The sequence below is a fragment of the Pseudomonas baetica genome (genome assembly GCF_051216495.1).
Taxonomy (GTDB): Bacteria; Pseudomonadota; Gammaproteobacteria; order Pseudomonadales; family Pseudomonadaceae; genus Aquipseudomonas; species Aquipseudomonas baetica_B.
The window spans coordinates 1-24,707 of record NZ_JBPKAM010000029.1; the positions used below are offsets into that span (position 1 = coordinate 1).

Here is a 24,707-nt window from a genome sequence, read left to right on the forward strand (position 1 = left end):
TCACTGGATCCTGTGGGAGCGAGCCTGCTCGCGAAGGGGCCGGTTCTGTCACAGTAGATCCCCGTGAATTGCCTGCATGCCCCCCACCCGGTAAAGTGCCGCTCCCCCCGTTTCGCCAGAGGTAGAACCATGACCCAGTCCTTTGATATTGCCGTGATCGGTGCCACCGGCACTGTCGGCGAAACGCTGGTGCAGATTCTTGAAGAGCGCGACTTCCCGATCGGCAATTTGCATTTGCTGGCCAGCAGTGAGTCTGCCGGCAGTTCAGTGCTGTTTCGCGGCAAGAACGTGCGCGTGCGGGAAGTCGATGAGTTCGACTTCGGCAAGGTGCAGCTGGTGTTCTTTGCCGCCGGTGCGGCGGTGACCCTGAGCTTCGCGGCTCGCGCCACGGCGGCGGGTTGTTCGATCATCGACCTGTCCGGCGCCTTGCCGGCCGATCAGGCACCACAGGTGGTACCGGAAGCCAATGCACAGCTATTGGCCGGCTTGAAAAAGCCGTTCCAGGTGAGCAGTCCGAGCCCGTCGGCCACCACGTTGGCGGTGGTCCTCGCACCGCTGCTGGAGGTGCTCGACCTGCAACGCATCAACCTCACCGCGAATCTGGCCGTGTCGACCCAGGGTCGTGAAGCCGTGACCGAATTGGCGCGGCAGACCGCCGAACTACTCAACATGCGTCCGCTGGAACCGAAGTTCTTTGATCGGCAGATGGCTTTCAACCTGCTGGCCGAAGTCGGCAAGCCGGACGAACAAGGTCATACATTGCTGGAAAAGCGCCTGGTGCGTGAGCTGCGTCAGGTCCTGGCGTTGCCGTCTTTAAAGATTTCCGTCACTTGCATTCAAGCCCCGGTGTTTTTTGGCGATAGCTTTAGCGTGACCTTGCAGTCTGCAAGCGAAATCGACCTGGTCAAAGTCAACGCTGCGCTGGAGGAGGCCCCCGGTATCGAACTGGTCGACGCCGGCGATTACCCGACACCGGTCGGTGACGCGGTAGGGCAGGACGTGGTCTACGTTGGTCGGGTTCGCCACGGTATCGACGACCTGTCGGAACTAAATGTGTGGCTGACGTCAGATAACGTACGCAAAGGCGCCGCGCTCAATGCTGTGCAGCTGGCTGAATTGTTGATAAAAGACCTGCTGTAAAAGATACTTGGCAACAAATTTTCGAATGGTTCCGGGTGAGCGTTATGCTTGGCCGGAATGCTGAAGGCGAGCCACCCTGCGGGGCTTTCCGGGGCATGCACGAAACGATCGCGCGCGACGACCCTTCGCCGCCGCGCGCCATGCCTTACGGCAGCGGCAATCAATACCTTCTCGCTGGCCGAGGAATGTTCAAACTAAGGATGAGCTATGGTTCAAGTTCGCAAACTGGTGTTAGCAATAGCGGCCGCCTCGGCGCTGTCCTCCGGTATGGCGCATGCCCTCGGGCTCGGGGAATTGACCCTGAAGTCGACGGCGAACCAGCCGTTTGTGGCGGAAATCGAGTTGCTCGACGTCAAGGAACTCACCGCTGCCGAAGTGGTGCCGAGCCTGGCTTCCCCTGAGGATTTCGCCAAGGCCGGTGTCGACCGCCAGGCGTTTCTCAATGACCTGACGTTTACCCCGGTGCTTAATGCCGGCGGCAAAAGCATCCTGCGCGTGACCTCCAGCAAACCCCTGTCCGAACCGATGGTGAAATTCCTGGTTCAGGTGATGTGGCCCAACGGCCGCCTGCTGCGCGATTACAGCGTGCTGCTCGATCCGTCCAAGTTCTCGCCGCAAACCGCTGAAGCGGCTGCGCAGCCGGCACCGCAGACCGGCACCACGCCTGTCACCGGTGCGACCAAGCCGTCCCAGTACACCACCACACCGCGCGATACCCTGTGGGAAATCGCTGCGAAGGCGCGTAATGGCGGGTCGATCCAACAAACCATGCTGGCGATCCAGGCGCTGAACCCGGATGCCTTTATCGACGGCAACATCAACCGCCTGAAAACCGGACAGGTATTGCGCCTGCCGGATCAGGCGCAAAGCACCAGCCTGCCGCAACCCAAGGCCATTGCCGAAGTTGCTGCGCAGAACACTGCCTGGCGTCAGGGGCGGCGTTATGTCGCCAAGCCAGGTTCGGGTCAGCAGCAACTCGATGCCACGAACCGTGGTCGCGGCGAAGCGGTGTCGACGCAAGCCGGTCGGGATAACTTGAGCCTCGTTTCCGCAGAGGTGGGCAAAGCCAGTGGCAAGGGCGCGGCAGGTGATGCCAAGGCCTTGAGCAACAAACTGGCCGTTACCCAGGAAAGCCTCGACACGACCCGTCGCGACAATGCCGAACTGAAAAGCCGCATCTCCGATCTGCAAAGTCAGATGGACAAGCTGCAACGCCTGATCGAGCTGAAGAACAATCAACTGGCCAAGTTGCAGGCCGAAGGCGCCGCAGGTGCGCCGGAGGCGGCTGCCGCGGCTGCTCCCGCAATCACGGCGGAACTGGCGACCAGTCCTGCGACAACACCTGCCGAACCTGTGCCAGCAGCACCGGCCTCGGCTGCACCTGAAGTTGTTCCGGCTCCGGCCGAGCAACCCGTCGAGCCGGCAGCGGCGGCCTCCGAAGAGCAGAAATTCAATGAGTTGCTGACCAATCCGTGGCTGTTGGGCCTGGCCGGTGGCGGGGCGGTCGTGGTGCTGCTGTTGCTGCTGTTGCTGGCTCGTCGCCGTAAAGCCCAGCAGGAAGCTGAAAAACACCTGCGCATGGCCCGCGCCCTGGCCGAAGAACAGGCGTTTGCCGCCGATCTCGACCTGCCGGAAAGCAGTTTCGAAGGCCTGGAGGTTCCACCTCCGAGCGTGAAGCTCGCAAACGTGCCGCCACCGGCTCCTGCACCGGTCCCGGTGATCGAGCCGGTTGTCGTGACGCCACCTATCGCCGCACCGCTGGTGGCGCCGGCCGCAGAGCGTTCCGACGACGTGTTGGGTCAGGCCCAGTCGCATATTACCGCCGGTCGTCTGAATCAGGCCGCCGCACTGCTGGAAGAGGGCGTCAAGCAAGAGCCGCAACGCAGTGAATTGCGCCTGAAGCTGATGGAAGTCTACGGTTTGCAGGGCGACCGCGATGCATTCGTGGTTCAGGAGCGGCAGTTGGTGGCCAACGGTGATAATTTCGCCCAGGTCGAAAAACTGAAAAGTCGTTTCCCGGCCATGGCGTTGGTCGCAGCGGGTGGAATCGCCGCGGCTGCCGTCGCTGCCGAGCTGGACGCGCAGTACGTCAAGGACCTGCTGTTGGACGAGCCGGAAGCGCCGGTGCCCGCCGACGACGATCTCGACAGTGCTTTCGATCTGAGTCTGGATGACCTGGACAACATTACGCCGGCCGCCGTTACGCCAGCGCCGGAGCTGGAGCCAGAGCCGGTTGCTGCGATCCTGGACGAGCCGCAGGCCTTGGCACCGGTTGATGACGATCTCGATAGCGCGTTCGATTTGAGTCTGGATGATCTGGACAATATTGCGCCAGTCGCCGTTGCGCCAGTACCGCAGCCTGAGCCTGAGCCGGAAGCGACGACCCTCGACGAGCTGGAAGACTTCCCGCTGGACGACGATTTGAGCTTTGATTCCGTGCTGCAGCAGCAGACTGAAATCCGGGAAAATCTCGACGATCTGTCTGATTTCGATCTGGACATGGACCTTGGTGGCGAGACTTCGCCGGCGACCTTGGCCGAAGACGAATTCCTGTTGAGCCTGGATGACGACCTCAAGGATCTGCCTGTTGCCGAAACCCCGGCGGCCCCGGAAGTGGTGCTCGACGACCTGGAGTTGCCGGCCGATTTCGATCTGTCCCTGGCCGACGAGATGGACGCACCGGAGGCTCCGGACGCGTTTGCTGCAGAGCTGGATGATGTCAACGCCGAACTTGAGCGCCTGTCCCAGAGCATCAGTGAGCCCACTTTTACCGTGGATGACGCCCTGGCAACGGTGGACGACGAACCGGAGTTCGATTTCCTGTCCGGTACCGACGAGGTCGCGACCAAGCTCGACCTGGCTCAGGCCTACATCGACATGGGCGATACCGATGGCGCGCGGGATATCCTCAATGAGGTGGTGACCGAAGGCGACGATGGCCAGAAGAGCGAAGCCAGGGAAATGCTTTCGCGACTGGCTTGAGTGATCGAAACAGGTCAAAACAAAGCGGCAGCCCGATGAGGTTGCCGTTTTTGTTTTTGGCGATGGTGTCTATCGGGCCGCTTTCGCGAACTGGCTCGCTCCCACAGGGTTTGGTGATTTCCTTGTGGGAGCGAGCCTGCTCGCGAAGGGGGCATCACATTCAACACTGCACCGACTGTTGCACTGGCATCCCCGCCCGACAGCCTTATAATGCCCGCCATTGCGTACATCAGCAGGCTGTTCTCCTTGGCAAACATAGATAACCCGGCCGCCGAAATGGCGGCCGACGGCTTTTTCCGGGTCGCGTTGGGCGTCGAATACAAAGGCTCGCGTTACCGCGGCTGGCAGCGGCAGGCTTCCGGCGTGCTCACCGTTCAGGAAACCCTCGAAAACGCGCTGTCCAAAGTCGCCGACTCACCGGTTTCGCTGCTTTGCGCCGGGCGTACCGATGCCGGGGTGCATGCCTGCGGGCAAGTGGTGCATTTCGACACCCAGGTCGAGCGTTCAATGAAAGCCTGGGTCATGGGCGCCAATATCAACCTTCCGCACGACATCAGTGTCAGTTGGGCCAAAGTCATGCCGGCGCATTTTCATGCGCGGTTCAAGGCCATCGCCCGGCGCTATCGCTATGTGATCTACAACGATCAGATCCGTCCGGCGCACCTGAACGAAGAAATCACCTGGAACCATCGTCCGCTGGATGTCGAGCGTATGGCGGAAGCGGCTCAATATCTGCTGGGGGTTCACGACTTCAGCGCTTTCCGTGCCGGTCAGTGCCAGGCCAAGTCACCGATCAAGGAATTGCACCACCTGCGTGTCACCCGTCACGGCAAGATGATCGTGCTGGATATCCGCGCCAATGCCTTCCTGCACCACATGGTGCGCAACATCGCCGGTGTGCTCATGACCATCGGTGCCGGCGAGCGCCCGGTGGAATGGATGAAGGAAGTGCTGGAGAGCCGGATTCGCCGTTCCGGGGGAGTGACGGCGCATCCGTTCGGTCTGTATCTGGTGCAGGTGGAGTACCGCGATGAGTTCGAATTGCCCGAGCGCTATATCGGCCCGCACTTCCTCACCGGTTTCTCCGAACTTGACGGCTGACGCCCTCGAACGCTTTTGTTACCATCCGGGACTTTCTCGGATTTGCCGTGGGGTTTTATCGACATGTCAGCCGTTCGCAGCAAGATTTGCGGGATTACCCGCATAGAGGATGCGTTGGCAGCGGTCGAGGCCGGGGCCGATGCCATCGGATTCGTGTTTTACGCCAAGAGTCCACGGGCGGTCACGTTCCAGCAGGCGCGCGCGATCATCAAGGCATTGCCACCGTTCGTCACGACCGTGGGGCTGTTCGTCAATGCCAGTCGCAACGAGTTGGGGGAAGTCCTCGATGCCGTGCCGTTGGACCTGCTGCAGTTCCATGGCGATGAAAGCGCGGAAGACTGCGAAAGCTGGCACCGTCCGTACATCAAGGCTTTGCGGGTCAAGGCCGGCGATGACATTGCAGCGGCTTGCGCGGCTTATCCAGGTGCCAGCGGTATTCTGCTCGACGCCTATGTCGAAGGGGTTCCCGGTGGAACTGGCGAAGCGTTCGACTGGTCACTGATACCGCAAGGCTTGAATAAGCCAATCATCCTGGCGGGAGGGCTGACGCCGGATAACGTTGCCGAGGCGGTGGCGCGGGTTCGGCCTTATGCCGTGGATGTCAGTGGTGGGGTAGAGGCGAGCAAGGGCATCAAGGATCACGCGAAGATCAAAGCGTTCATCAAGGCGACACGCGGATGATGTGACGGCTGGCACACTGCCGCCGTCCACAGGACTGTACAAAACGGCTGAGGATTGATGGGTGGTACGCCGGTCACGCTTTTGACCCGGCCATCGATCAAACATCGCCGCACACATGAATTTAGCGTTAGGGCATACGCGGGGCTGCGAACCAGAGTGTTCGAGCCGCCGGTACTGGAGAAAGAAAGCATGAGCAACTGGTTAGTAGACAAACTGATCCCTTCGATCATGCGTTCCGAGGTCAAGAAGAGCTCGGTGCCTGAAGGTCTTTGGCACAAGTGCCCGTCTTGCGAGGCTGTGTTGTATCGTCCAGAGCTGGAAAAGACCCTGGACGTTTGCCCCAAGTGCAATCACCACATGCGTATCGGCGCCCGCGCCCGTATCGACATTTTCCTGGATGCCGAAGGCCGTGCCGAGCTGGGTGCGGACCTGGAGCCGGTTGACCGTCTGAAGTTCCGCGACGGCAAGAAGTACAAGGATCGCCTGACCGCTGCGCAAAAGCAGACCGGCGAAAAAGACGCCCTGATTTCCATGAGCGGCACCTTGCTGGGTATGCCGGTGGTGGTGTCGGCATTCGAATTCAACTTCATGGGCGGTTCGATGGGCGCTATCGTCGGCGAGCGTTTCGTGCGCGCTGCCAACTACGCTCTGGAAAAGCGCTGCCCGATGATCTGCTTCTCCGCCTCCGGCGGTGCGCGGATGCAGGAAGCGCTGATCTCCCTGATGCAGATGGCCAAGACCTCCGCAGTGCTGGCGCGTCTGCGTGAAGAGGGCATTCCGTTCATCTCCGTGCTGACCGATCCGGTCTACGGTGGTGTTTCTGCCAGTCTGGCGATGCTGGGCGACGTGATCGTTGGCGAGCCGAAGGCTCTGATCGGCTTCGCCGGTCCACGCGTTATCGAACAGACCGTGCGCGAAAAACTGCCGGAAGGCTTCCAGCGCAGTGAGTTCCTGCTGGAGCACGGTGCGATTGACATGATCATCCCGCGTCAGGAGTTGCGTCCACGTTTGGGTAATCTGCTGGCGCAAATGATGGGCCTGCCGACACCGAAATTCGTTGCCGCGCCAATCGAACCGATCGTCGTTCCACCGGTGCCTGCCAACCTATGACCGAACGTACCCTTGGCGAGTGGCTCGCCTACCTTGAGCAGTTGCACCCCTCGGCCATCGACATGGGCCTTGAGCGCTCGCAACAGGTAGCGTCCCGCATGGGACTGGGCAAGCCGGCGCCTCGGGTGATCACGGTCACCGGCACCAACGGCAAGGGCTCCACCTGTGCTTTCGTGGCGTCGTTGCTGCGAGCCCAGGGCCTGAAAGTTGGTGTCTACAACTCCCCGCACCTGCTGCGTTACAACGAGCGGGTGCAAGTCAATGGCGTCGAAGCCACTGACGCCGAGCTGTGCCAGGCCTTCGCTGCGGTGGAGGCGGGGCGCGGTGAGACTTCCCTGACCTATTTCGAAATGGGCACCCTGGCGGCGTTCTGGCTGTTTCAACAGTCAGGGCTCGATGTCGTGGTGTTGGAGGTAGGGCTGGGCGGGCGTCTGGACACCGTCAACGTGGTGGACGCCGACATGGCGCTGGTTACCAGTATCGGTGTCGATCATGCGGATTATCTGGGTGATACCCGTGAGTCGGTGGCTTTCGAGAAGGCCGGCATCTTCCGCCAGGGCGCGCCGGCGCTCTGTGGCGACCTGAACCCTCCGCAACCCCTGCTGGATAAGGCGCGCGAGCTCAATTGCCCGTTTTTCCTGCGCGGACGCGATTTCGACCTCGGTGTTACCGATCACAACTGGCAATGGCGCGGTGTCGATGCGCAGGGTCGCGCGGTCGAATTGCACGATCTGCCTTTGCTCGATCTGCCGATGGAAAACGCTGCGCTGGCATTACAAGCCTATCTGCTGCTCGGTTTGCCTTGGGTGGATGCGCAGATTATCGCGGCGTTGCAAGCGACGCGGGTGGTCGGGCGTCTCGATCGTCGGCAGTTTGATTGGCGGGGCAAGCGAATTAATCTGTTGCTGGACGTGGGGCATAACCCTCACGCAGCAGAGTATCTGGCTCGGCGACTGGCCAGTCGGCCACCGGTTGGCAAGCGTCTGGCGGTGTTCGGGTTGCTGGCGGACAAGGATCTGGAGGGTGTTATCGAGGCGCTGGGTGCCAGTGTCGGGCATTGGGCTGTCGCACCGCTGGATTCCCCGCGGGCGCGCCCAGTAGCCGAATTGCACGAGACGCTGCTCAAGCGCGGTGCTTCGGTAACGTCCTATGACAGCGTGGCTGCCGCCCTGGAAGGGCAGTGCGCGCTGGCGACGAGCGACGACGAAATACTGTTGTTCGGATCATTTTATTGTGTCGCCGAGGCCTTGGATTGGCTGGCCCGGCGCTCCACGGAGGAATAGGCAAATGGCATTGCTGGATAAGGCTTACAAACAGCGCATGGTGGGTGCCCTGGTTCTGGTGGCGCTGGCCGTGATTTTCCTGCCGATGCTGTTCTCCCGTCAGGACGAGCAGCGCCAGGTCACGGTCGAAGCTCCGGCGGCGCCGCAAGCGCCTGCGATGCCGCAAGTGCAGGTTGAGCCGGTGGTAGTGCCAGAGCCGCAAGCTTTGCCTCAGGAGCCGGTGCCGGGCGACGACGATATCGCTCAGGACGTACCCGCAGCGCCAGCCGTTCCAGCTACGCCCGCGGTACCGACTCCAGCTCCTGCTCCTGCCGCCAAGCCCGTCACGCCACCGCCTGCTCCGGCACCAGTGCCAGCACTGGCGGCCAAGCCTGCGACAGCGCCGGCCCAGCCCATCACGGCTGCACCAGGCAAGCCTGACACCACTCAAAGCCGTGTCGATGCCAATGGCCTGTCGGTCAGTTGGTCGGTGCAACTGGCCAGTCTGTCCAGTCGTGAAAGTGCGGAAAAACTGCAGAAAACCCTGCGCAGCCAGGGTTACAACGCCTATATCCGTTCTGCCGATGGCAAGAACCGGGTGTTTGTCGGGCCGCTGATCGAGCGCGCCGAGGCTGATCGTCTGCGTGACTTGTTGAACCGCCAGCAGAACCTCAAGGGGTTTGTGGTGCGCTTTCAGCCAGAGCGCGGCTAAATCTATCGCCCCGATTTGAAATGCACTGACAATCGCAGCTTACCGATCAGCATGGGCTCTGCTAAAATGCGCCGCCTTATCCGTCTGTAGGCTGCACTGTGCCATTTACCTGGGTTGACTGGGCGATCGTTGCAATCGTCGCCATCTCCGCATTGATCAGTCTGAGCCGCGGCTTCGTCAAAGAAGCACTGTCGTTGGTGACCTGGATCATCGCAGGAGTCGTTGCCTGGATGTTTGGTGGCTCATTGTCCGAGTACCTCGCCGGATACATCCAGACGCCATCAGCCCGTATAATCACAGGTTGCGCAATAATGTTTGTCGCCACGTTAATCGTAGGCGCAATGGTCAATTATCTTATCGGCGAATTGGTACGCGTCACCGGGCTGTCCGGGACCGATCGATTCCTCGGCATGGCCTTCGGCGCCGCGCGTGGCGGGTTGTTGGTGGTCGTGGCGGTCGGGCTGTTGAGCCTGGGGCCGGTACAGCAGGACGAGTGGTGGAAACAGTCCCAGCTCGTGCCAAAATTTCTATTGGTCGCCGACTGGTCCAAAAACCTGATCCTCGGGTGGAGCAGTCAGTGGCTTGCCAGCGGAATCAGCGTACCCGCTGATATACCGTTCAAGGAGCAGCTCTTGCCGATGGCCAAAACGCCTCAGTGAGTGGTGCTCAGTTCAGATCCATTAAGTAGGGGTTGCGTCGCATGTGTGGCATCGTCGGTATCGTCGGTAAGTCGAACGTCAATCAGGCGCTGTATGACGCGCTAACCGTCCTCCAACACCGCGGCCAGGACGCTGCCGGTATCGTGACCAGCCATGATGGCCGGTTATTCCTGCGCAAGGATAATGGCCTGGTACGTGATGTGTTCCAGCAGCGTCACATGCAGCGTCTGGTCGGTCACATGGGCATCGGCCATGTGCGCTACCCGACCGCGGGCAGCTCGACGTCGGCCGAAGCTCAACCGTTTTACGTCAACTCGCCCTACGGCATCACCCTGGCGCACAACGGTAACCTGACCAACGTTGAACAGCTGGCCAAGGAGATTTACGAATCCGACCTGCGCCACGTCAACACCAGCTCCGATTCGGAAGTACTGCTCAACGTGTTCGCACACGAGCTGGCCCAGCGTGGCAAGTTGCAGCCGACCGAAGAAGACGTCTTCGCCGCTGTCACTGACGTGCACAACCGCTGCGTCGGTGGTTATGCGGTCGTGGCAATGATCACCGGTTACGGCATCGTCGGCTTCCGCGACCCGCATGGCATCCGCCCGATCGTGTTCGGCCAGCGTCACACCGACGAAGGCGTCGAATACATGATCGCCTCCGAGAGCGTGTCCCTGGACGTGCTGGGTTTCACCCTGATTCGCGACCTGGCACCGGGCGAAGCGGTCTATATCACCGAAGACGGCAAGCTGCACACCCGTCAGTGTGCGACCAACCCGTCCCTGACTCCGTGCATTTTCGAACACGTCTACCTGGCGCGTCCGGATTCGATCATCGACGGCGTGTCGGTGTACAAGGCCCGTCTGCGCATGGGTGAGAAGCTGGCCGAGAAGATCCTGCGCGAGCGTCCTGATCACGACATCGACGTGGTCATCCCGATCCCGGACACCAGCCGTACCGCTGCTCTGGAACTGGCGAACCACCTGGGTGTGAAATTCCGCGAAGGCTTCGTGAAGAACCGCTACATTGGCCGTACCTTCATCATGCCAGGCCAGGCCGCACGGAAAAAATCCGTACGTCAGAAGCTCAACGCGATCGAACTGGAATTCCGCGGCAAGAACGTGATGCTGGTGGATGACTCCATCGTTCGCGGCACCACTTGCAAGCAGATCATCCAGATGGCCCGCGAAGCCGGCGCGAAGAACGTTTACTTCTGTTCCGCGGCTCCAGCGGTTCGCTACCCGAACGTCTACGGTATCGACATGCCGAGCGCCCACGAGCTGATCGCCCACAACCGTTCGACCCAGGACGTGGCTGACCTGATCGGTGCCGATTGGCTGGTCTATCAGGACCTGCCTGACTTGATCGAGGCAGTCGGTGGCGGCAAGATCAAGATCGAGAAGTTCGATTGCGCGGTGTTTGACGGCCAGTACGTGACCGGCGACGTCGACGAGGCCTACCTGAACAAGATCGAACAGGCACGTAACGATGCCTCCAAGGTCAAGACCCAGGCAGTCAGCGCGATCATCGATCTGTACAACAACTGAGTAACAACCGGCCCTGAGGGGCCGGTTTTGTATCTGGCTTTTAATTTTCGAGAATAGGGAAAGGAGTGACAGCATGAGTCAGGATTGGGATGCCGGTCGGTTGGACAGCGACCTCGAAGGCGTAGCGTTCGATACCCTGGCCGTACGTGCCGGTCAGCACCGTACGCCGGAAGGCGAACACGGTGATCCGATGTTCTTCACTTCCAGCTATGTGTTCCGCACCGCCGCAGATGCGGCCGCGCGCTTTGCCGGGGAAGTACCGGGCAACGTCTACTCGCGTTACACCAACCCCACCGTGCGCGCATTCGAAGAGCGCATTGCCGCCCTGGAAGGCGCCGAACAAGCCGTGGCTACAGCCACCGGCATGGCCGCGATCATGGCGGTGGTGATGAGCCTGTGTAGCGCTGGCGACCATGTATTGGTTTCTCGCAGCGTGTTCGGCTCGACCATCAGCCTGTTTGAGAAGTACTTCAAGCGTTTCGGTGTCGAGGTCGATTACGTCCCCCTGGCGGACTTGTCCGGCTGGGATGCGGCAATCAAGGCCAACACCAAACTGCTCTTCGTCGAGTCGCCGTCCAACCCGCTGGCCGAACTGGTGGACATCGCCGAGCTGGCGAAAATCGCCCACGCCAAAGGGGCGATGCTGGTGGTCGACAACTGCTTCTGCACCCCGGCATTGCAGCAACCGCTGAAAATGGGCGCGGACATCGTCGTGCATTCGGCCACCAAGTTCATCGACGGTCAGGGTCGTTGCATGGGCGGTGTCGTTGCCGGTCGCAGCGATCAAATGAAAGAAGTGGTCGGGTTCCTGCGTACTGCCGGACCTACCCTGAGTCCGTTTAACGCCTGGATCTTCCTCAAAGGTCTGGAAACCCTGAACCTGAGGATGAAAGCACATTGCGCCAACGCCCAGGCGCTGGCCGAATGGCTGGAGCAGCAGGACGGCATCGAAAAAGTCCATTACGCGGGCCTCAAGAGCCATCCGCAGTACGAGTTGGCGTCGCGCCAGCAGAAGGGCTTCGGCGCGGTGGTGAGTTTCGAGGTCGAGGGCGGTAAAGAAGGCGCTTGGCGCTTTATCGATGCGACCCGACTGATTTCGATCACTGCCAACCTGGGCGACAGCAAAACCACCATCACCCACCCGAGCACCACCTCTCACGGCCGACTGGCGCCGCAAGAGCGTGAAGCCGCGGGCATTCGTGACAGCCTGATCCGCATCGCGGTCGGTCTGGAAGACGTGGCAGACCTGCAAGCCGACCTGGCGCGCGGGCTGGCGGCCTTGTGATCGAGTTGTCCGCGTCCGTTGCTTCCAATGGCCGTGTAGCACTGGTGACCGGCGCTGCACGGGGCATCGGGCTGGGCATTGCCGCCTGGTTGATCAGCGAAGGCTGGCAAGTGGTGCTGACGGACCTGGACCGGGTACGTGGATCGAAAGTGGCGAAGGTCCTGGGTGAAAATGCCTGGTTCATCGCCATGGACGTCGCAAACGAAGGGCAGGTGGCGTTGGGTGTTGCCGAGGTGCTGGGGCAATTCGGGCGTCTGGATGCGTTGGTGTGCAATGCGGCCGTGGCCGATCCGCACAACATCACGCTGGAAAGTCTCGATCTGGCTTACTGGAATCGGGTCCTGGCGGTGAATCTGACCGGGCCGATGCTGTTGGCCAAGCACTGTGCCCCGTATCTGCGCGCCCATAGCGGGTCGATCGTCAATCTGGCCTCGACCCGCGCCGGGCAGTCGGAGCCCGACACCGAAGCCTATGCAGCGAGCAAGGGCGGCCTGTTGGCCCTGACCCACGCGTTGGCCATCAGCCTGGGTCCGGAAATTCGCGTCAATGCGGTCAGCCCTGGCTGGATCGATGCGCGCGATCCTTCCGTGCGCCGTGCCGAACCGCTGACCGATGCCGATCACGCGCAACATCCGGCGGGCAGGGTGGGGACGGTCGAGGACGTGGCCGCGATGGTGGCCTGGCTGCTGTCGAAGAATGCGGGTTTCGTCACGGGGCAGGAGTTCGTGGTGGACGGTGGGATGACCAAGAAGATGATTTACGAGCAGTGAGAGGCAGCTTTAAGCTTCAAGCTGCAAGTAAAAGCCAATTGAGTAATGCCTGCTTACCCAGTTCCGTTCTTCTCTTGCAGCTTGGAGCTTGTCGCTAAAAGCTGTTTTTGAAAAAAACTTCAATCCTGCTATTGACTTAGGTTCGCCACCTGCGTAAATTTCGCGGCCTCGGAGATGCAAACGGGTGATTAGCTCAGCTGGGAGAGCGTCTGCCTTACAAGCAGAATGTCGGCGGTTCGATCCCGTCATCACCCACCACTCCCGAGAGTCTTGCGAAAGCAAGATGGAAGCTGAAAAGCCTCCACCGACGCGCAGCGGTAGTTCAGTCGGTTAGAATACCGGCCTGTCACGCCGGGGGTCGCGGGTTCGAGTCCCGTCCGCTGCGCCATATTTAACAAATCGGATTCGTCCGGTTTGCGGTTGAAAGCTTCAGTGACTGAGAGGCACCGAAGATTTCAATCAAACGAGTTACAAGGACGCAAGTCCACAGCGATACGCAGCGGTAGTTCAGTCGGTTAGAATACCGGCCTGTCACGCCGGGGGTCGCGGGTTCGAGTCCCGTCCGCTGCGCCATATCTGCTTCAAGGACCACTGAACGCCTTGAAGCTACGAAGAAAGCCATCGGTGCCTACTTCGAGTCGATAGCAAAGACCCTGGTCGAAAGACCGGGGTTTTTTGTGTCTGAAATTTGGTTTTTCTTCGAACTGAATGCCCTGACGGCTTCGCGAGCAGGCTCGCTCCCACATGGGTTCTACAATGCTCAATGGACTGTTGAACACCACAAATCCCCTGTGGGAGCGAGCCTGCTCGCGAAGACGGTATCAGTGACACCGTGAGATTCAGCTCTGCAGATACACCGCATGGGTATGGGTGTACTCATACAACCCATGCTTGCCGTCCGCTCCACCGATACCGGATTTACGCACGCCGGCATGGAAGCCCTGCATGGCTTCGAAATTCTCGCGGTTGACGTAGGTTTCACCAAAATCCAGCTCGCGCATGGCGTGCATCGTTTTGCTCAGGTCGCGGGTGTAGATCGATGAGGTCAGGCCGTATTCGCAGTCGTTGGCCAGGGCGATGGCTTCGTCCAGGTCGTCGACGATCTGAATCGGCAGCACCGGGCCGAAAATCTCCTGGCGCATGATCTCCATGTCGGCGCGGCAGCCGGCTAATACGGTGGGCTGAAAGTGGAAACCATTCGGCAGATCCGCAATTTGCCCGCCACTGATCAGGCTCGCGCCCTGGCTCAACGCCGTGCGGACTTTGCGGTTGACACTCTCCAGCCCCTGGCGGTTGATGAGTGGTCCCATCTCCACATCGGGTTGAGCAATCGGATCACCGTAGCGGGTGGCGCTCATGGCGGCAGCGATGCGTTCGATGAATTGATCCGCCACCTTGCGCTCGACGTACACCCGTTCAGCGCAATTGCACACCTGGCCGCTGTTGATGATGCGCGAATCGCGGATGGCCTTCACCGCCAGGTCCAGATCGGTGTCCGCCAGTACAATGGCCGGCGCCTTGCCGCCCAGTTCCAGATTGAGCTTGGTGATGTTCGGCGCAGCGGCAGCCATGATCCGTGAGCCGGTATCGACACTGCCAGTGAAACTGATCATGTCCACGCCCTTGTTCGCACTGAGTGCCGCGCCGACCTGGCCATCACCGCACACCACGTTGAACACGCCAGGCGGCAGATCAGTTTCCGCCACGAGTCGTGCAAATTCAAAGCAGTTGTTCGGGGTTTCTTCGCTGGGCTTAATCACGATGGTATTACCGGTCAGCAGCGCCGGGGCCATCTTGCGGGCGATCAGGAAGAACGGGAAATTCCACGGCAGGATCCCGGCCACTACGCCCAGCGGCTTACGGAACAGGAAGATGTTTTCGTTCTGCCGGTCGCTGGTGAGGATTTCGCCTTCGATGCGTCGCGCCCACTCGGCCATGTAGTCGAGGTAGTCGGCGGTGAAGTTGACTTCGACTTCGGCCAGGCTGCTGATCTTGCCTTGTTCCAGGGTGATGGTACGCGCCAGGTGCGGCACGTTTTCCCGCAGTTTGGCGGCGATCCGCCGCAAGTAGCCGGCGCGCTCATTGGCCGGTTTGCGCGACCAGTCCTTTTGCGCGGCACGAGCGGCGGCGAGGGCGCGGTCGACGTCTTCGGCGGTTGAAGCCGGAACCTTCGACAGCATCGCGCCGGTGGCCGGGTTGATCACATCGATATGGGTAGTGCTGGCCACAAACTGGCCGTTGATGAAGTTTTCATAGACAGGCACGGACGACATGGGATGACTCCTTGGCAGGTCAGTAGATGCGTGACGGCGTTTGTTCGGTAGTCGGTGTGCGGTAGCGGGCGAGGGTGGCCATGGCGCTCTGGCGCAGCAGGCTGATATCGATGGCCACTGCGATGAATTGGCAACCCCAGCTCTGGTAGCGACGCGCATCCTCTTCGTTCGGTGCGAGGATGCCGCAGGCCTTACCCGCCGCCAGCGTCGCATCCACTGCATGGCGGATGCGCTCCTGAACTTCCGGGTGACCGGGATTGCCGGTATGGCCGAGGCCGATGGACAAATCCGCCGGGCCGATAAACACCGCATCTACGCCTTCCACGGCGGCAATGGCCTCGACGTTTTCCACCCCCAGTCGCGATTCCACCTGCACGATCAGGCACAGCTGTTCATGGGCGGTGTTCAGGTAATCCGGCACGCCATCCCAGCGCGTGGCGCGGGTCAGGCCGCCACCGACGCCACGTATGCCGTGGGGCGGATAGCGCGTGGCGCGGACTAGCGCCTGGGCTTGCTCAGCGGTTTCGACCATCGGGATCATCAGCGTCTGCGCGCCGATGTCCAGCAGTTGCTTGATCAGGTTGGCGTCGCCGTTCACTGCACGCACGATTGGCGCGGTGGAGTAGGGCGTGACGGCCTGCAACTGCGCTAACACATCGGGTACGGTGTTCGGCGCGTGTTCACCGTCGATCAGCATCCAGTCGTAGCCTGTGGTTGCGACGATCTCGGCGGCGTAACCGGTGGCGAAGCCGGCCCAGATGCCGTATTGAGTCGCGGATTGTTTCAGCGCGGCCTTGAAAGCGTTGTGCGGCATGTTCATCACAGGGCTCCTGACTCAGCGGCTGTAGGGCCGATGCAGTTGGCATTCCGGGTTGAGGGTCACGCCGAAGCCTGGCTGATCCAGTTCCGACAAGCGCATGCGGCCATTGACCGGCACCGGCTCGCCCAGCAATTGCGGATGGAACATCGGCACCACTTCGTCAGCCTTCGGCGCCATCATCAGGAACTCGGCGAACGGGCTGTTGTGGCGGGTGGCGACGAAGTGATAGCTGTACACCGACGAGCCGTGAGGGATGACCAGGGCGTTGTGGGCGTCGGCCAGGGCTGAAATCTTTATCAGTTCAGTGAGGCCACCACACCAGCCGACGTCCGGCTGGATGATGTCGCAGCACCCCATCTCCAGCAGCATGCGGAAGCCCCAACGGGTGGCTTCGTGTTCGCCGGTGGTTACCAGCATGCCTTTGGGTACGTTGTTGCGCAGGGCGGCGTAACCCCAGTAGTCGTCAGGCGGCAAAGCCTCTTCAATCCACTTCAAGCCGTGTTCGTGAGCACCGATCGCCAGTTTGGTGGCGTAGTTGAGGTCCAGGCTCATCCAGCAATCGAGCATCAACCAGAAGTCCGGGCCGACCCGTTCACGCATGGTGGCCAGTTCTTCAAGGTTCTTGCGCAGGCCTTCCTCGCCTTCGGCCGGACCGTGGTGCAACGGCATCTTGCCGCCGATGAAGCCCATCTTCTGCGCCAGGTCCGGGCGGGCGCCGGTGGCGTAGAACTGCAATTCGTCGCGCACCGCGCCGCCGAGCAATTGGTGAACCGGTTCCTGGCGGATCTTGCCGAGCAAGTCCCACAGCGCCAGGTCCACCCCGGAAATCGTGTTGATCACGATGCCTTTACGCCCGTAGTACAGGGTCGACTGGTACATCTGGTCCCAGATCTTTTCGATGTCTGTCACCCGTGCGCCTTCGAGGAAGCGCGCCAGGTGTTTCTCGACGATGTACGCGGCAGGCTCGCCACCGGTGGTCACGGCAAAGCCGACGGTGCCATCGCTGGCTTCGATCTCGACGACCAGGGTGCCGAGCACGTTGATACCGAAGGTGCGGCGGCTCTGGCGGTATTGCGGGTATTTGCTCATCGGCGTGGCGATGTGATCGTCGATCCAGTGGCCGTCCGCCTGATCGTGATAATCCGCGCCGCCGCCTCGCAGGGTGAAAGCGCGGACGTGTTTGATGGTTGGAATGCCCATGGTGTGACTCCTCAGGTTAGACGGTGGCCGGTTTGTTCGAGGCTTTATGACTGGGCGAACGTACGCCCAGCACCAGCAACGCGGCGATGACGGTGGTAGCGGACAGCAGGTAGAGACCGGCTGCCGGTGAGTGGAAGGCGCCTTCGGCCCAGTTCTTCAGTACCGGGGCGATGAAGCCGCCGAGGGCGCCGAACGAGTTGATCAGGGCGATACCGGCCGCCGCGGCGCTGCCGGCGAGGTAACTGGAAGGGAAGGTCCAGAACACGGGTTGCACGGCGATGAAACCGGAGGCGGCGAAGCACAAGGCAACGATGCCGAGGAACGGGCTGCTAAAGGTCACCGAGCAGGCGATGCCAGCGGCCGCCATCAGCAAGGTCAGGCTCGCGGTGCGGCGACGTTCGCCGGTGCGGTCGCTGTAACCCGGAATCAGGTAGGCCGCCACCAGTGCGCAAATCCACGGGATTGCGGTGACCAGTCCGACCATCAGCCCGACCTTGGTGCCCAGCAATCCGCCGACCTGGGTAGGCAGGTAGAACACCACACCATAGACGCTGGCCTGGATCAGCAGGTAGATCAGGCACAGGTACAGCACCGACGGCTGGCACAGCACGTTGAGCAAGCTGCGACCGTGGTTCTGTTTGTGACTGTCTTCCTGGTCGAGCAAATTCTGGATTTGCTGGCGTTCTTCCGCGGACAGCCACTTGGCATCGGCGGGGCGATTGTCCAGATAAAAGTAAGCCCAGATGCCGACCGCTGAAGCCATCAAGCCTTCCACCGCGAACAGCCATTGCCAGCCGTGAAAACCGGCAAAGCCATCCAGTTCCAGCAGCAGGCCGGACAACGGACTGCCGAAGATGAACGCCAGCGGCGCGCCGAAGTAGAAAAAGCCCATGGCCTTGCCGCGCACGGCACTGGGGAACCAGTAGGTGAGGTAGAGGATGACGCCGGGGAAGAACCCGGCTTCGGCGACGCCAAGTAAAAAGCGCAGCACGTAGAAGGTGGTTTCGCTGTGGGCAAAGACCATGGCTGCGGAGACCAGGCCCCAGGTGACCATGATCCGGCACATCCACAGCCGGGCACCGACGCGGTGCAGGATCAGGTTGCTCGGTACTTCGAGCAGCGCGTAACCGACGAAGAACACACCGGCACCGAAGGCAAAGGCGGCGTCGCTGATGTTTGTGTCGGCTTGAAAGGCTTGCTTGGCGAACCCGACGTTGGCACGGTCGAGAAAGGCCATGATGTACATCAGCAGGAGAAACGGGAGTAGCCGCCAGGAAATTTTGGCGAGCAGAGGCGCGGGTAGAGTCTTCATCGCAGTTTTCCTTTGGTAGGGCATTTGTTCTTATGGGAATGACTGTACGGCCGCTGATCGATGCGTTACAAATCGAATCTAGCTCACAACTGATACCTTAAGGGTATCGATAGAAAAGGCCCGTCATGACCACGCCTATCCTTTCCCGCAGCCTGTTCAATCGCCTGCGTTACAAGCATCTGCACATGCTGGTCGCACTCAGTACCAGCCAGAACCTGCACCGCGCCTCGCAAACCCTGAACATGTCGCAACCGGCCGCCACCCGCATGCTGCATGAGATTGAAGACATGTTTGGCTGCGCCCTGTTCGAGCGTTTGCCCCGGGGCATGCGTCCGACGGCGTTGGGTCAGGAACTGATTCGATTTGCCGAGTCAGCCCTCAGCGGCCTCGACCGCTGCGCCGAGGACCTGATGGCACGGCAACAGGGCGGTTACGGTTATCTGTCGATCGGCACGATCATGGGGGCGGCACCGGACCTGGTGATGGATTCGATCGCCGAGATCAAGGCGCTTAATCCGCAGTTGCGGATCCGCATCATGGGTGACACCAGCGACCAGGTGATCCAGTTGCTGGAGCAAGGCCGCATCGACCTCGCCATCGCCCGGCGCAATGCCGCCACCGACAGTCAGCATTATGAGTTCGAGCAGTTGGGTAACGAGCGCTTGCTGGTGGTGGCGCACGCCGGTCATCCGTTGGCCAAACGCAAGAAGCTGGAACTGGCGGAACTGGTCAGCCACTGGCCGTGGATCCTGCAACCGGAAACCAGCCCGGCGCGTATCGGACTGGATCAGGCGTTGCAGCGCCAGGCGCTGCCGTTGCCAGCGGACATCATCGAGTGCAGTTCGGTGTATTCCATGCAGCAGCTGATTCAACTGACCGACGCAATCATGGTGCTGTCGGAAACCGCCTTGCGTGACTACCTGAAAATGGGTCTGGTGGTGGCGCTACCCGTGGAGTTGGACGTGCAACTGGCGCCCTTCGGGCTGCTGTTGCGCAAGGGCGAGCACATCAGTCGGGAGTTGGGGTTGTTCATCGATTTGCTGCGCAGTAAAGCTGTAAAATTTTGATTCTTTAGTCAGTTTTTTTGTAACGGGTGTTTGCCGCAAGCGCATAAGCCTATAAACTTAACCCTTCAGTCAACTTTGCACACTCATTTCAGCCCTTGAAACGTCAAGAAGGGCTTCTGCAAGACTCGAGAATTCCAGTACATAACCAGAAGGGCGGGCCCATAACCGCCCAGAGGATGATCCATGTCCAACCGTGAAATATCCCGGCGCTCGTTCCTTCAGGGCGGGCTGGTGGCGGGTGTGAGCGTGACGCTCACACCGCTGAGCAGCCAAGCGCTGGCGGCCTTGATGGAAAACAGCGTGACCGTGCCGTCCGAGCAATGGCTCGGCAACAACGGCAAGGCGCGTGCCCGTAACGATGCCTTGTCCAAGGTTTGCGGCAGCAAGGTCTTTGCCCGCGACATCCGCGCCAAGGACATGCCGGGCTGGCCGCAACAGCAAGGTCACGCCATGCTGCTGAAAACCATCAAGGCCGACCGCATTTATGACGGTTACGACCTGTCGTGGCTGGGCGCCGAGTTGCAGCCGGACCGCATCGTCACCGCCGAGGATCTGGTCAAGGACGGCATCGTCTTTCCTGAAGAACACGCGCCCGATCCACTGTTGCCAGCCGGCAAGGTGCCGATGTTCATCGGTCACCCGGTGGCGATCCTGATCTGGAATGACTTCGAGCGTTTCCGCCAGGCCAAGGCCAAACTCAAGTTCAACGACAAAGCCATTCGTTACGGTGCCCAGGTGCCGTTCTACGAAGGCGATCCCTACGGCAGTTTCCGCTACGTGCGTGTCGGTGGTGCGACCTCGGCGGACGAAGACGAATTCGCCAGCCTCAAGGATTCGATCCTGTTCCCGATGCTGCGCAACCGCCGTCCTGTGTGGAACTCGCAACCGAACCTGCACGGCAACCTGACCGAGCGCGGTCTGTTCTACGCCGAGCGCATGAAGCAGCAGATCGACACGCCACCGGACAACTGGCTGGTGTTCGACGAGCGTTACAAGACCCCGTCGATCGAACCGGCAGCGATGGAGCCGGACAACGGCAACGGCTGGTACGACCCGGCGACCAAGACCCTGCACTTTGTCGTCGCCACTCAGTGCCCGCTGGAAACCGCCACCGAGACCGCGAAGATGATCGCGCCGTCGCGTTTCGGCCTGGCCAACCTGAACATGCACCCGGGTTACACCGTGGGTTACGGCTCCAAGGACCACAACATTTTCGTCTACTACGCAGCTCTTGCTGCGCTGTACGGTGCCGGTGTGCCGGTGCGTCTGGCCAACGATCGCTATGAGCAGTTCCAGAGCGGCATCAAGCGTCACCCGTTCGATATCCGCTATCAGCTGGCAGTGGACAAGACCGATCACAGCTTCAAGATTTTCCGCGCCGAGATGAGCGTCGACGGCGGTGGACGGGTTAACTACAGCCCATCGGTGGCGGCGGTTGGCGCCACGGCGGCGCAGTCGATCTACTACATGCCGCAGAACGATCTGCAGGTCACCGCTTACCATTCCCGCGCCGTTGAAGCCGGGTCGATGCGTGGCTACGGCACGCTTCAGAGCATGGCTTCCACCGAGATGATGGTCGATGAAATCGCCGATCGCCTTGGTGTCGACGCTATTGAACTGCGTCGCAAGAACGCCCTGCGTTCGGGCATGAAAAACACCCAGGGTGCGGTGCCGGCGGGTGCGTTGCGCCTGCACGAGATTCTCGACAAGGCCGCCGTTCACGAAACCTGGAAAAACCGCGACGCGATCAAGAAACAGCGTGAAGCGGCTGACCCGGATAACTGGTACGGCGTCGGTTTCGCCATTTGCCAGAAAGACTTCGGCACCGGTTCCGAAGCACCGATGGCCAGTATCGAATTCACCGCTGACGGCCGTATCAGCCTGCGTCATATCGGCATCGAGATCGGCACTGGCATGTCCACGTCGCAAGCGATGGTCGTGGCCGACTTCCTCGGCCTGCCAGCGCATGAAGTGAAGACCGGTGAAACCGAATGGAAAGAGATGCAGCTGATCACCGGCGGCAACCCTTACATCATGAGCCAGGCCGAGCAGGACAACTTCCTGCGCAATCCACGTTGGGTCGGCAAGATCGCTTCGGCCTCGTCGGCGACCAACTCCGCCTACTACTTCAGCCACGCCACCCGTGAAGCGGCGCGCGTGTTGTTCAACCACGGTTTGTGGCCGGCAGCGCTGGAAATCTGGCGACAAGGCCCGTACGGCGGCCAGGCCAACCCTTACGTGGTGCGCCGCGAAGACGCCCACTGGGTCGACGGCAAACTCACCGCCAACGGCATGGAGCCACTGCCATTCGCGATGCTGGCCAAGCGTGCCCACGAGCGCGGTCTGGTGACCGGCGCCACTGTGCACGGTTTCAACCGCTGGAGCTGGGCCGAGGCCGAATTCAGCATCGACGGCGTGCGTGAGCGTCTGCCGCTCGACGGCCTGGCGGTCAAGTACGGTGAAGGTGCGCCGAAAGCCAAGCTGGCACAGATGTCCAGCGCCGGTTTCCATCTGCTGGATCGGCAGAACATCGCCTATCCGCCAACCCAGTTGAACAACGCGGCGGTGACTTACTACAGCCCGGTGGCGACGCTGGTGGAATTGAAGGTGAACAAGGGCTCGGCGGAAGTCGAAGTGCTCAACCATCACTCGTGGGTCGAGTGCGGCCGGGTGCTGGTGCCGGAACTGGTCAAGGGCCAGATCGAGGGTGGCACGGCCATGGGTATCGGTCATGCGTTGATGGAAGACATGCCGCTGTACGAAGGCGGACCGGGTGAGGGCGACTGGAACTTCAACCGTTACCGCCTGCCGATGGCGCGGCACGTCGCAGTGTGGAAACAGACCGCGGAAATCCTGCCGCCGCTGTCGCCGAGCGACCCGTCCAAGGGCATCGCCGAGGTGGTGATGATCCCGGTGGTTGGCGCCATCGGCAACGCCGTGGCCCATGCCATCGGCAAACGTGTCCGCGACCTGCCTATCACTTCTGCACGCATCAAGGAGGCCCTCAATGGCTAACCGTCCGCTTCAACTGACCCTTAACGGTCAATCCGTCGGCCCGGTGGACATCCCTGATGACCTGCCGATGATCGACTACCTGCACGAGTACAAAAATCTCACCGGCTCGCGCCTGGGTTGTGGCCAAGGCATCTGCCACGCCTGCGTGGTGATCGTCGACAACCCGGATGGCACCAGCGAAGAAGTGCGCACCTGCATCACCGGCGCGCACTATTTCGAAGGCAAGAAAGTACGGACCATCGAAGGCCATGCGACCCGCGATGAGCAGGGCAAGGTCACCGAACTGAACCCGATCCAGCAGCGCTTCGTCGACGAGTTCGCCTTCCAGTGCAGTTACTGCGCGCCAGGTTTCGTCAACGCCGCCACCGTGCTGGTGGAAAAGCTGCAGCGCCAGCCGACCGTCAAAAGCCAGCTGGAAAAAGTCATCGAGGACAGCCTCGGCCATCACATCTGCCGTTGCACCGGTTACGTGCGTTACTACAACGCGACACGCAACGTGCTGACGGATCTCGGCCTGGTCAAGGAAGGTTAAGCATGAAGCATCTATTGACCCGCCTGGCATTGGCGGTTGGATTGGCTGCGCCTGTGTTGCTGGCGCAGGCGGATGATCAGGTCAAACGTGGCGAATACCTGGCCCGCGCGGCTGACTGCATGGCCTGTCACACTGCGCCGGGTGGTGCGCCTTTTGCCGGCGGGCTGCCGATCGTCTCGCCGTTTGGCACGATCTATGGCACCAACATCACCCCGAGCAAAGAACACGGTATCGGTCTGTACAACGATGACGAATTCTTCGCTGCGTTGACCGAGGGTAAGCGCCGTGATGGCGCCAACCTGTACCCGGCGATGCCGTACACCTCGTATCACCTGATGCCTCGTGAAGACTCCGACGCGATTCATGCCTACCTGAAGACCTTCGAGCCCATCGAGCGCGCAGCGCCGGCGACCAGCTTGAGCTTTCCGTTCAACGTTCGTCCGGGCCTGATCGCCTGGAACATGATGTACGGCAAAGACGTGAAGCTGGCGCCGGCCGAGGGTAAAAGCGAAGCCTGGAAACGTGGCCAGTACATGGTCGACGTACTCGGTCACTGCGGCGAATGCCACACGCCACGCAATGTCACGGGTGCGATGCAACAGGACAAGCGCATGACCGGCGGCCTGCTCAATGGCTATCTGGCGCCAAGTTTGCTGGCGACTGACCTGGCCGCTCGCGGCTGGAATCATCAGGACTTGAGCTCGTTCCTCAAGCACGGCATGAGCGCCCAGGGCACGATGTTCAACGAGATGTTCCCGGTGTTCCACAACAGCACCCAAGGCCTCAGCGACCCGGATCTGGCGGCCATGGCGACCTTCCTGCTCGGCGATCAGCCACCGGCGGCGAAAGTGCTGAATGACGTGCCGTTGGACAAGCTGAGTGCGAGCGCCCAGCGCGGCCGTCAGGAGTATTTGAACGTCTGCGCCGGTTGCCATGCGGTTGAGGGTGAAGGCAAGCCGCACATCGCCGTGGCCATGCGTGGCAACACTACGCTGCGCCTGGAAGATCCGCGCAACCTGGTGCGGGTGATCGACGACGGCATCGGCGAGCAGAAATTTGCCGGGTTCGAGCACATGCAACCGATGCCGGGCTTTGCCCAGAAGCTGAGCCACGAGCAGCTGACGGATCTGCTGAATTACCTGCGTCAAGGGTGGGGTGGTCAGCCGGGTGATCTGGCTGTAGCCGATGTGCAGAAGCTGCGGGCCGATGCGCCGCCGCTCGAGCACAAGGCTCACTGAT

At 61.0% G+C, this 24,707-nt stretch carries 19 protein-coding genes and 3 tRNA genes; 18 read left to right on the forward strand and 4 right to left on the reverse strand.

Features of this window, described 5'->3' with window-relative positions:
• Window positions 1–129 precede the first annotated feature (129 nt).
• The 14 genes from ACSFE6_RS12775 (at window position 130) to ACSFE6_RS12840 (ending at window position 13,822) form a co-directional block, all read left to right on the forward strand.
• Window positions 130–1,140, forward strand: coding sequence for an aspartate-semialdehyde dehydrogenase (locus tag ACSFE6_RS12775; RefSeq protein ID WP_435427949.1), 1,011 nt, complete (start codon window positions 130–132; stop codon window positions 1,138–1,140).
• Window positions 1,141–1,347: 207 nt separating this feature from the next.
• Window positions 1,348–4,122 carry a FimV/HubP family polar landmark protein gene (locus tag ACSFE6_RS12780; protein WP_435427950.1) on the forward strand — a complete coding sequence of 925 codons (2,775 nt, stop codon included), beginning with the start codon at window positions 1,348–1,350 and terminating at the stop codon, window positions 4,120–4,122.
• A gap of 276 nt (window positions 4,123–4,398) precedes the next feature.
• Window positions 4,399–5,223, forward strand: a complete 825-nt coding sequence (gene truA, locus ACSFE6_RS12785; RefSeq protein ID WP_435427996.1) for a tRNA pseudouridine(38-40) synthase TruA — start codon at window positions 4,399–4,401, stop codon at window positions 5,221–5,223.
• A gap of 63 nt (window positions 5,224–5,286) precedes the next feature.
• Entirely contained in the window at window positions 5,287–5,904 is a 618-nt protein-coding gene (locus tag ACSFE6_RS12790; protein ID WP_435427951.1) for a phosphoribosylanthranilate isomerase, read from the forward strand.
• A 189-nt stretch (window positions 5,905–6,093) separates the two neighbouring features.
• The gene (gene accD, locus ACSFE6_RS12795) at window positions 6,094–7,014 is read left to right on the forward strand and encodes an acetyl-CoA carboxylase, carboxyltransferase subunit beta (RefSeq protein ID WP_435427952.1); all 921 of its coding nucleotides are present in this window, start codon (window positions 6,094–6,096) and stop codon (window positions 7,012–7,014) included.
• Window positions 7,011–8,297 carry a bifunctional tetrahydrofolate synthase/dihydrofolate synthase gene (folC, locus tag ACSFE6_RS12800; protein WP_435427953.1) on the forward strand — a complete coding sequence of 429 codons (1,287 nt, stop codon included), beginning with the start codon at window positions 7,011–7,013 and terminating at the stop codon, window positions 8,295–8,297. The genes accD and folC overlap by 4 nt, the downstream gene beginning before the upstream one ends.
• 4 nt (window positions 8,298–8,301) lie before the next feature.
• Window positions 8,302–8,988 carry an SPOR domain-containing protein gene (locus tag ACSFE6_RS12805; RefSeq protein WP_435427954.1) on the forward strand — a complete coding sequence of 229 codons (687 nt, stop codon included), beginning with the start codon at window positions 8,302–8,304 and terminating at the stop codon, window positions 8,986–8,988.
• A gap of 98 nt (window positions 8,989–9,086) precedes the next feature.
• On the forward strand, window positions 9,087–9,647 hold the full coding sequence (locus tag ACSFE6_RS12810; RefSeq protein ID WP_435427955.1) for a CvpA family protein: 561 nt from the start codon (window positions 9,087–9,089) through the stop codon (window positions 9,645–9,647).
• A 41-nt stretch (window positions 9,648–9,688) separates the two neighbouring features.
• On the forward strand, window positions 9,689–11,194 hold the full coding sequence (purF, locus tag ACSFE6_RS12815; protein ID WP_435427956.1) for an amidophosphoribosyltransferase: 1,506 nt from the start codon (window positions 9,689–9,691) through the stop codon (window positions 11,192–11,194).
• 73 nt (window positions 11,195–11,267) lie between these two features.
• On the forward strand, window positions 11,268–12,479 hold the full coding sequence (locus ACSFE6_RS12820; protein ID WP_435427957.1) for an O-succinylhomoserine sulfhydrylase: 1,212 nt from the start codon (window positions 11,268–11,270) through the stop codon (window positions 12,477–12,479).
• Between the two features lie 5 nt (window positions 12,480–12,484).
• A complete protein-coding gene (locus tag ACSFE6_RS12825) occupies window positions 12,485–13,249 on the forward strand; it encodes an SDR family oxidoreductase (protein ID WP_435427997.1) in 765 nt (254 codons plus the stop codon).
• 182 nt (window positions 13,250–13,431) lie between these two features.
• A tRNA-Val gene (locus tag ACSFE6_RS12830) sits at window positions 13,432–13,507 on the forward strand.
• Between the two features lie 53 nt (window positions 13,508–13,560).
• Window positions 13,561–13,637 (forward strand) — tRNA-Asp (locus tag ACSFE6_RS12835).
• A 108-nt stretch (window positions 13,638–13,745) separates the two neighbouring features.
• A tRNA-Asp gene (locus ACSFE6_RS12840) sits at window positions 13,746–13,822 on the forward strand.
• A 266-nt stretch (window positions 13,823–14,088) separates the two neighbouring features.
• On the opposite strand, the gene aldA is transcribed toward ACSFE6_RS12840, so the two are convergent.
• Genes aldA through ACSFE6_RS12860 form a run of 4 tightly spaced genes read right to left on the reverse strand, consistent with a single transcriptional unit; the run spans window position 14,089 to window position 18,854 of the window.
• Window positions 14,089–15,522, reverse strand: coding sequence for an aldehyde dehydrogenase (aldA, locus tag ACSFE6_RS12845; protein WP_435427958.1), 1,434 nt, complete (start codon window positions 15,520–15,522; stop codon window positions 14,089–14,091).
• 19 nt (window positions 15,523–15,541) lie between these two features.
• Window positions 15,542–16,342: an aldolase/citrate lyase family protein gene (locus ACSFE6_RS12850; RefSeq protein ID WP_435427959.1), complete on the reverse strand. Its 801-nt coding sequence runs from the start codon at window positions 16,340–16,342 to the stop codon at window positions 15,542–15,544.
• Between the two features lie 15 nt (window positions 16,343–16,357).
• Window positions 16,358–17,542: an L-rhamnonate dehydratase gene (gene rhmD, locus ACSFE6_RS12855; protein ID WP_435427960.1), complete on the reverse strand. Its 1,185-nt coding sequence runs from the start codon at window positions 17,540–17,542 to the stop codon at window positions 16,358–16,360.
• Window positions 17,543–17,558: 16 nt separating this feature from the next.
• Window positions 17,559–18,854 carry an MFS transporter gene (locus ACSFE6_RS12860; protein WP_435427961.1) on the reverse strand — a complete coding sequence of 432 codons (1,296 nt, stop codon included), beginning with the start codon at window positions 18,852–18,854 and terminating at the stop codon, window positions 17,559–17,561.
• Between the two features lie 125 nt (window positions 18,855–18,979).
• Between ACSFE6_RS12860 and ACSFE6_RS12865 the strand changes: the two genes are divergently transcribed.
• The 4 genes from ACSFE6_RS12865 (at window position 18,980) to ACSFE6_RS12880 (ending at window position 24,706) form a co-directional block, all read left to right on the forward strand.
• Window positions 18,980–19,921, forward strand: a complete 942-nt coding sequence (locus tag ACSFE6_RS12865; RefSeq protein ID WP_435427962.1) for a LysR family transcriptional regulator — start codon at window positions 18,980–18,982, stop codon at window positions 19,919–19,921.
• 183 nt (window positions 19,922–20,104) lie between these two features.
• Window positions 20,105–22,936 carry a xanthine dehydrogenase family protein molybdopterin-binding subunit gene (locus ACSFE6_RS12870; protein ID WP_435427963.1) on the forward strand — a complete coding sequence of 944 codons (2,832 nt, stop codon included), beginning with the start codon at window positions 20,105–20,107 and terminating at the stop codon, window positions 22,934–22,936.
• Window positions 22,929–23,468, forward strand: coding sequence for a (2Fe-2S)-binding protein (locus ACSFE6_RS12875; protein ID WP_435427964.1), 540 nt, complete (start codon window positions 22,929–22,931; stop codon window positions 23,466–23,468). The genes ACSFE6_RS12870 and ACSFE6_RS12875 overlap by 8 nt, the downstream gene beginning before the upstream one ends.
• Before the next feature lie 2 nt (window positions 23,469–23,470).
• Entirely contained in the window at window positions 23,471–24,706 is a 1,236-nt protein-coding gene (locus tag ACSFE6_RS12880) for a c-type cytochrome (RefSeq protein ID WP_435427965.1), read from the forward strand.
• Window position 24,707: the final 1 nt, after the last annotated feature.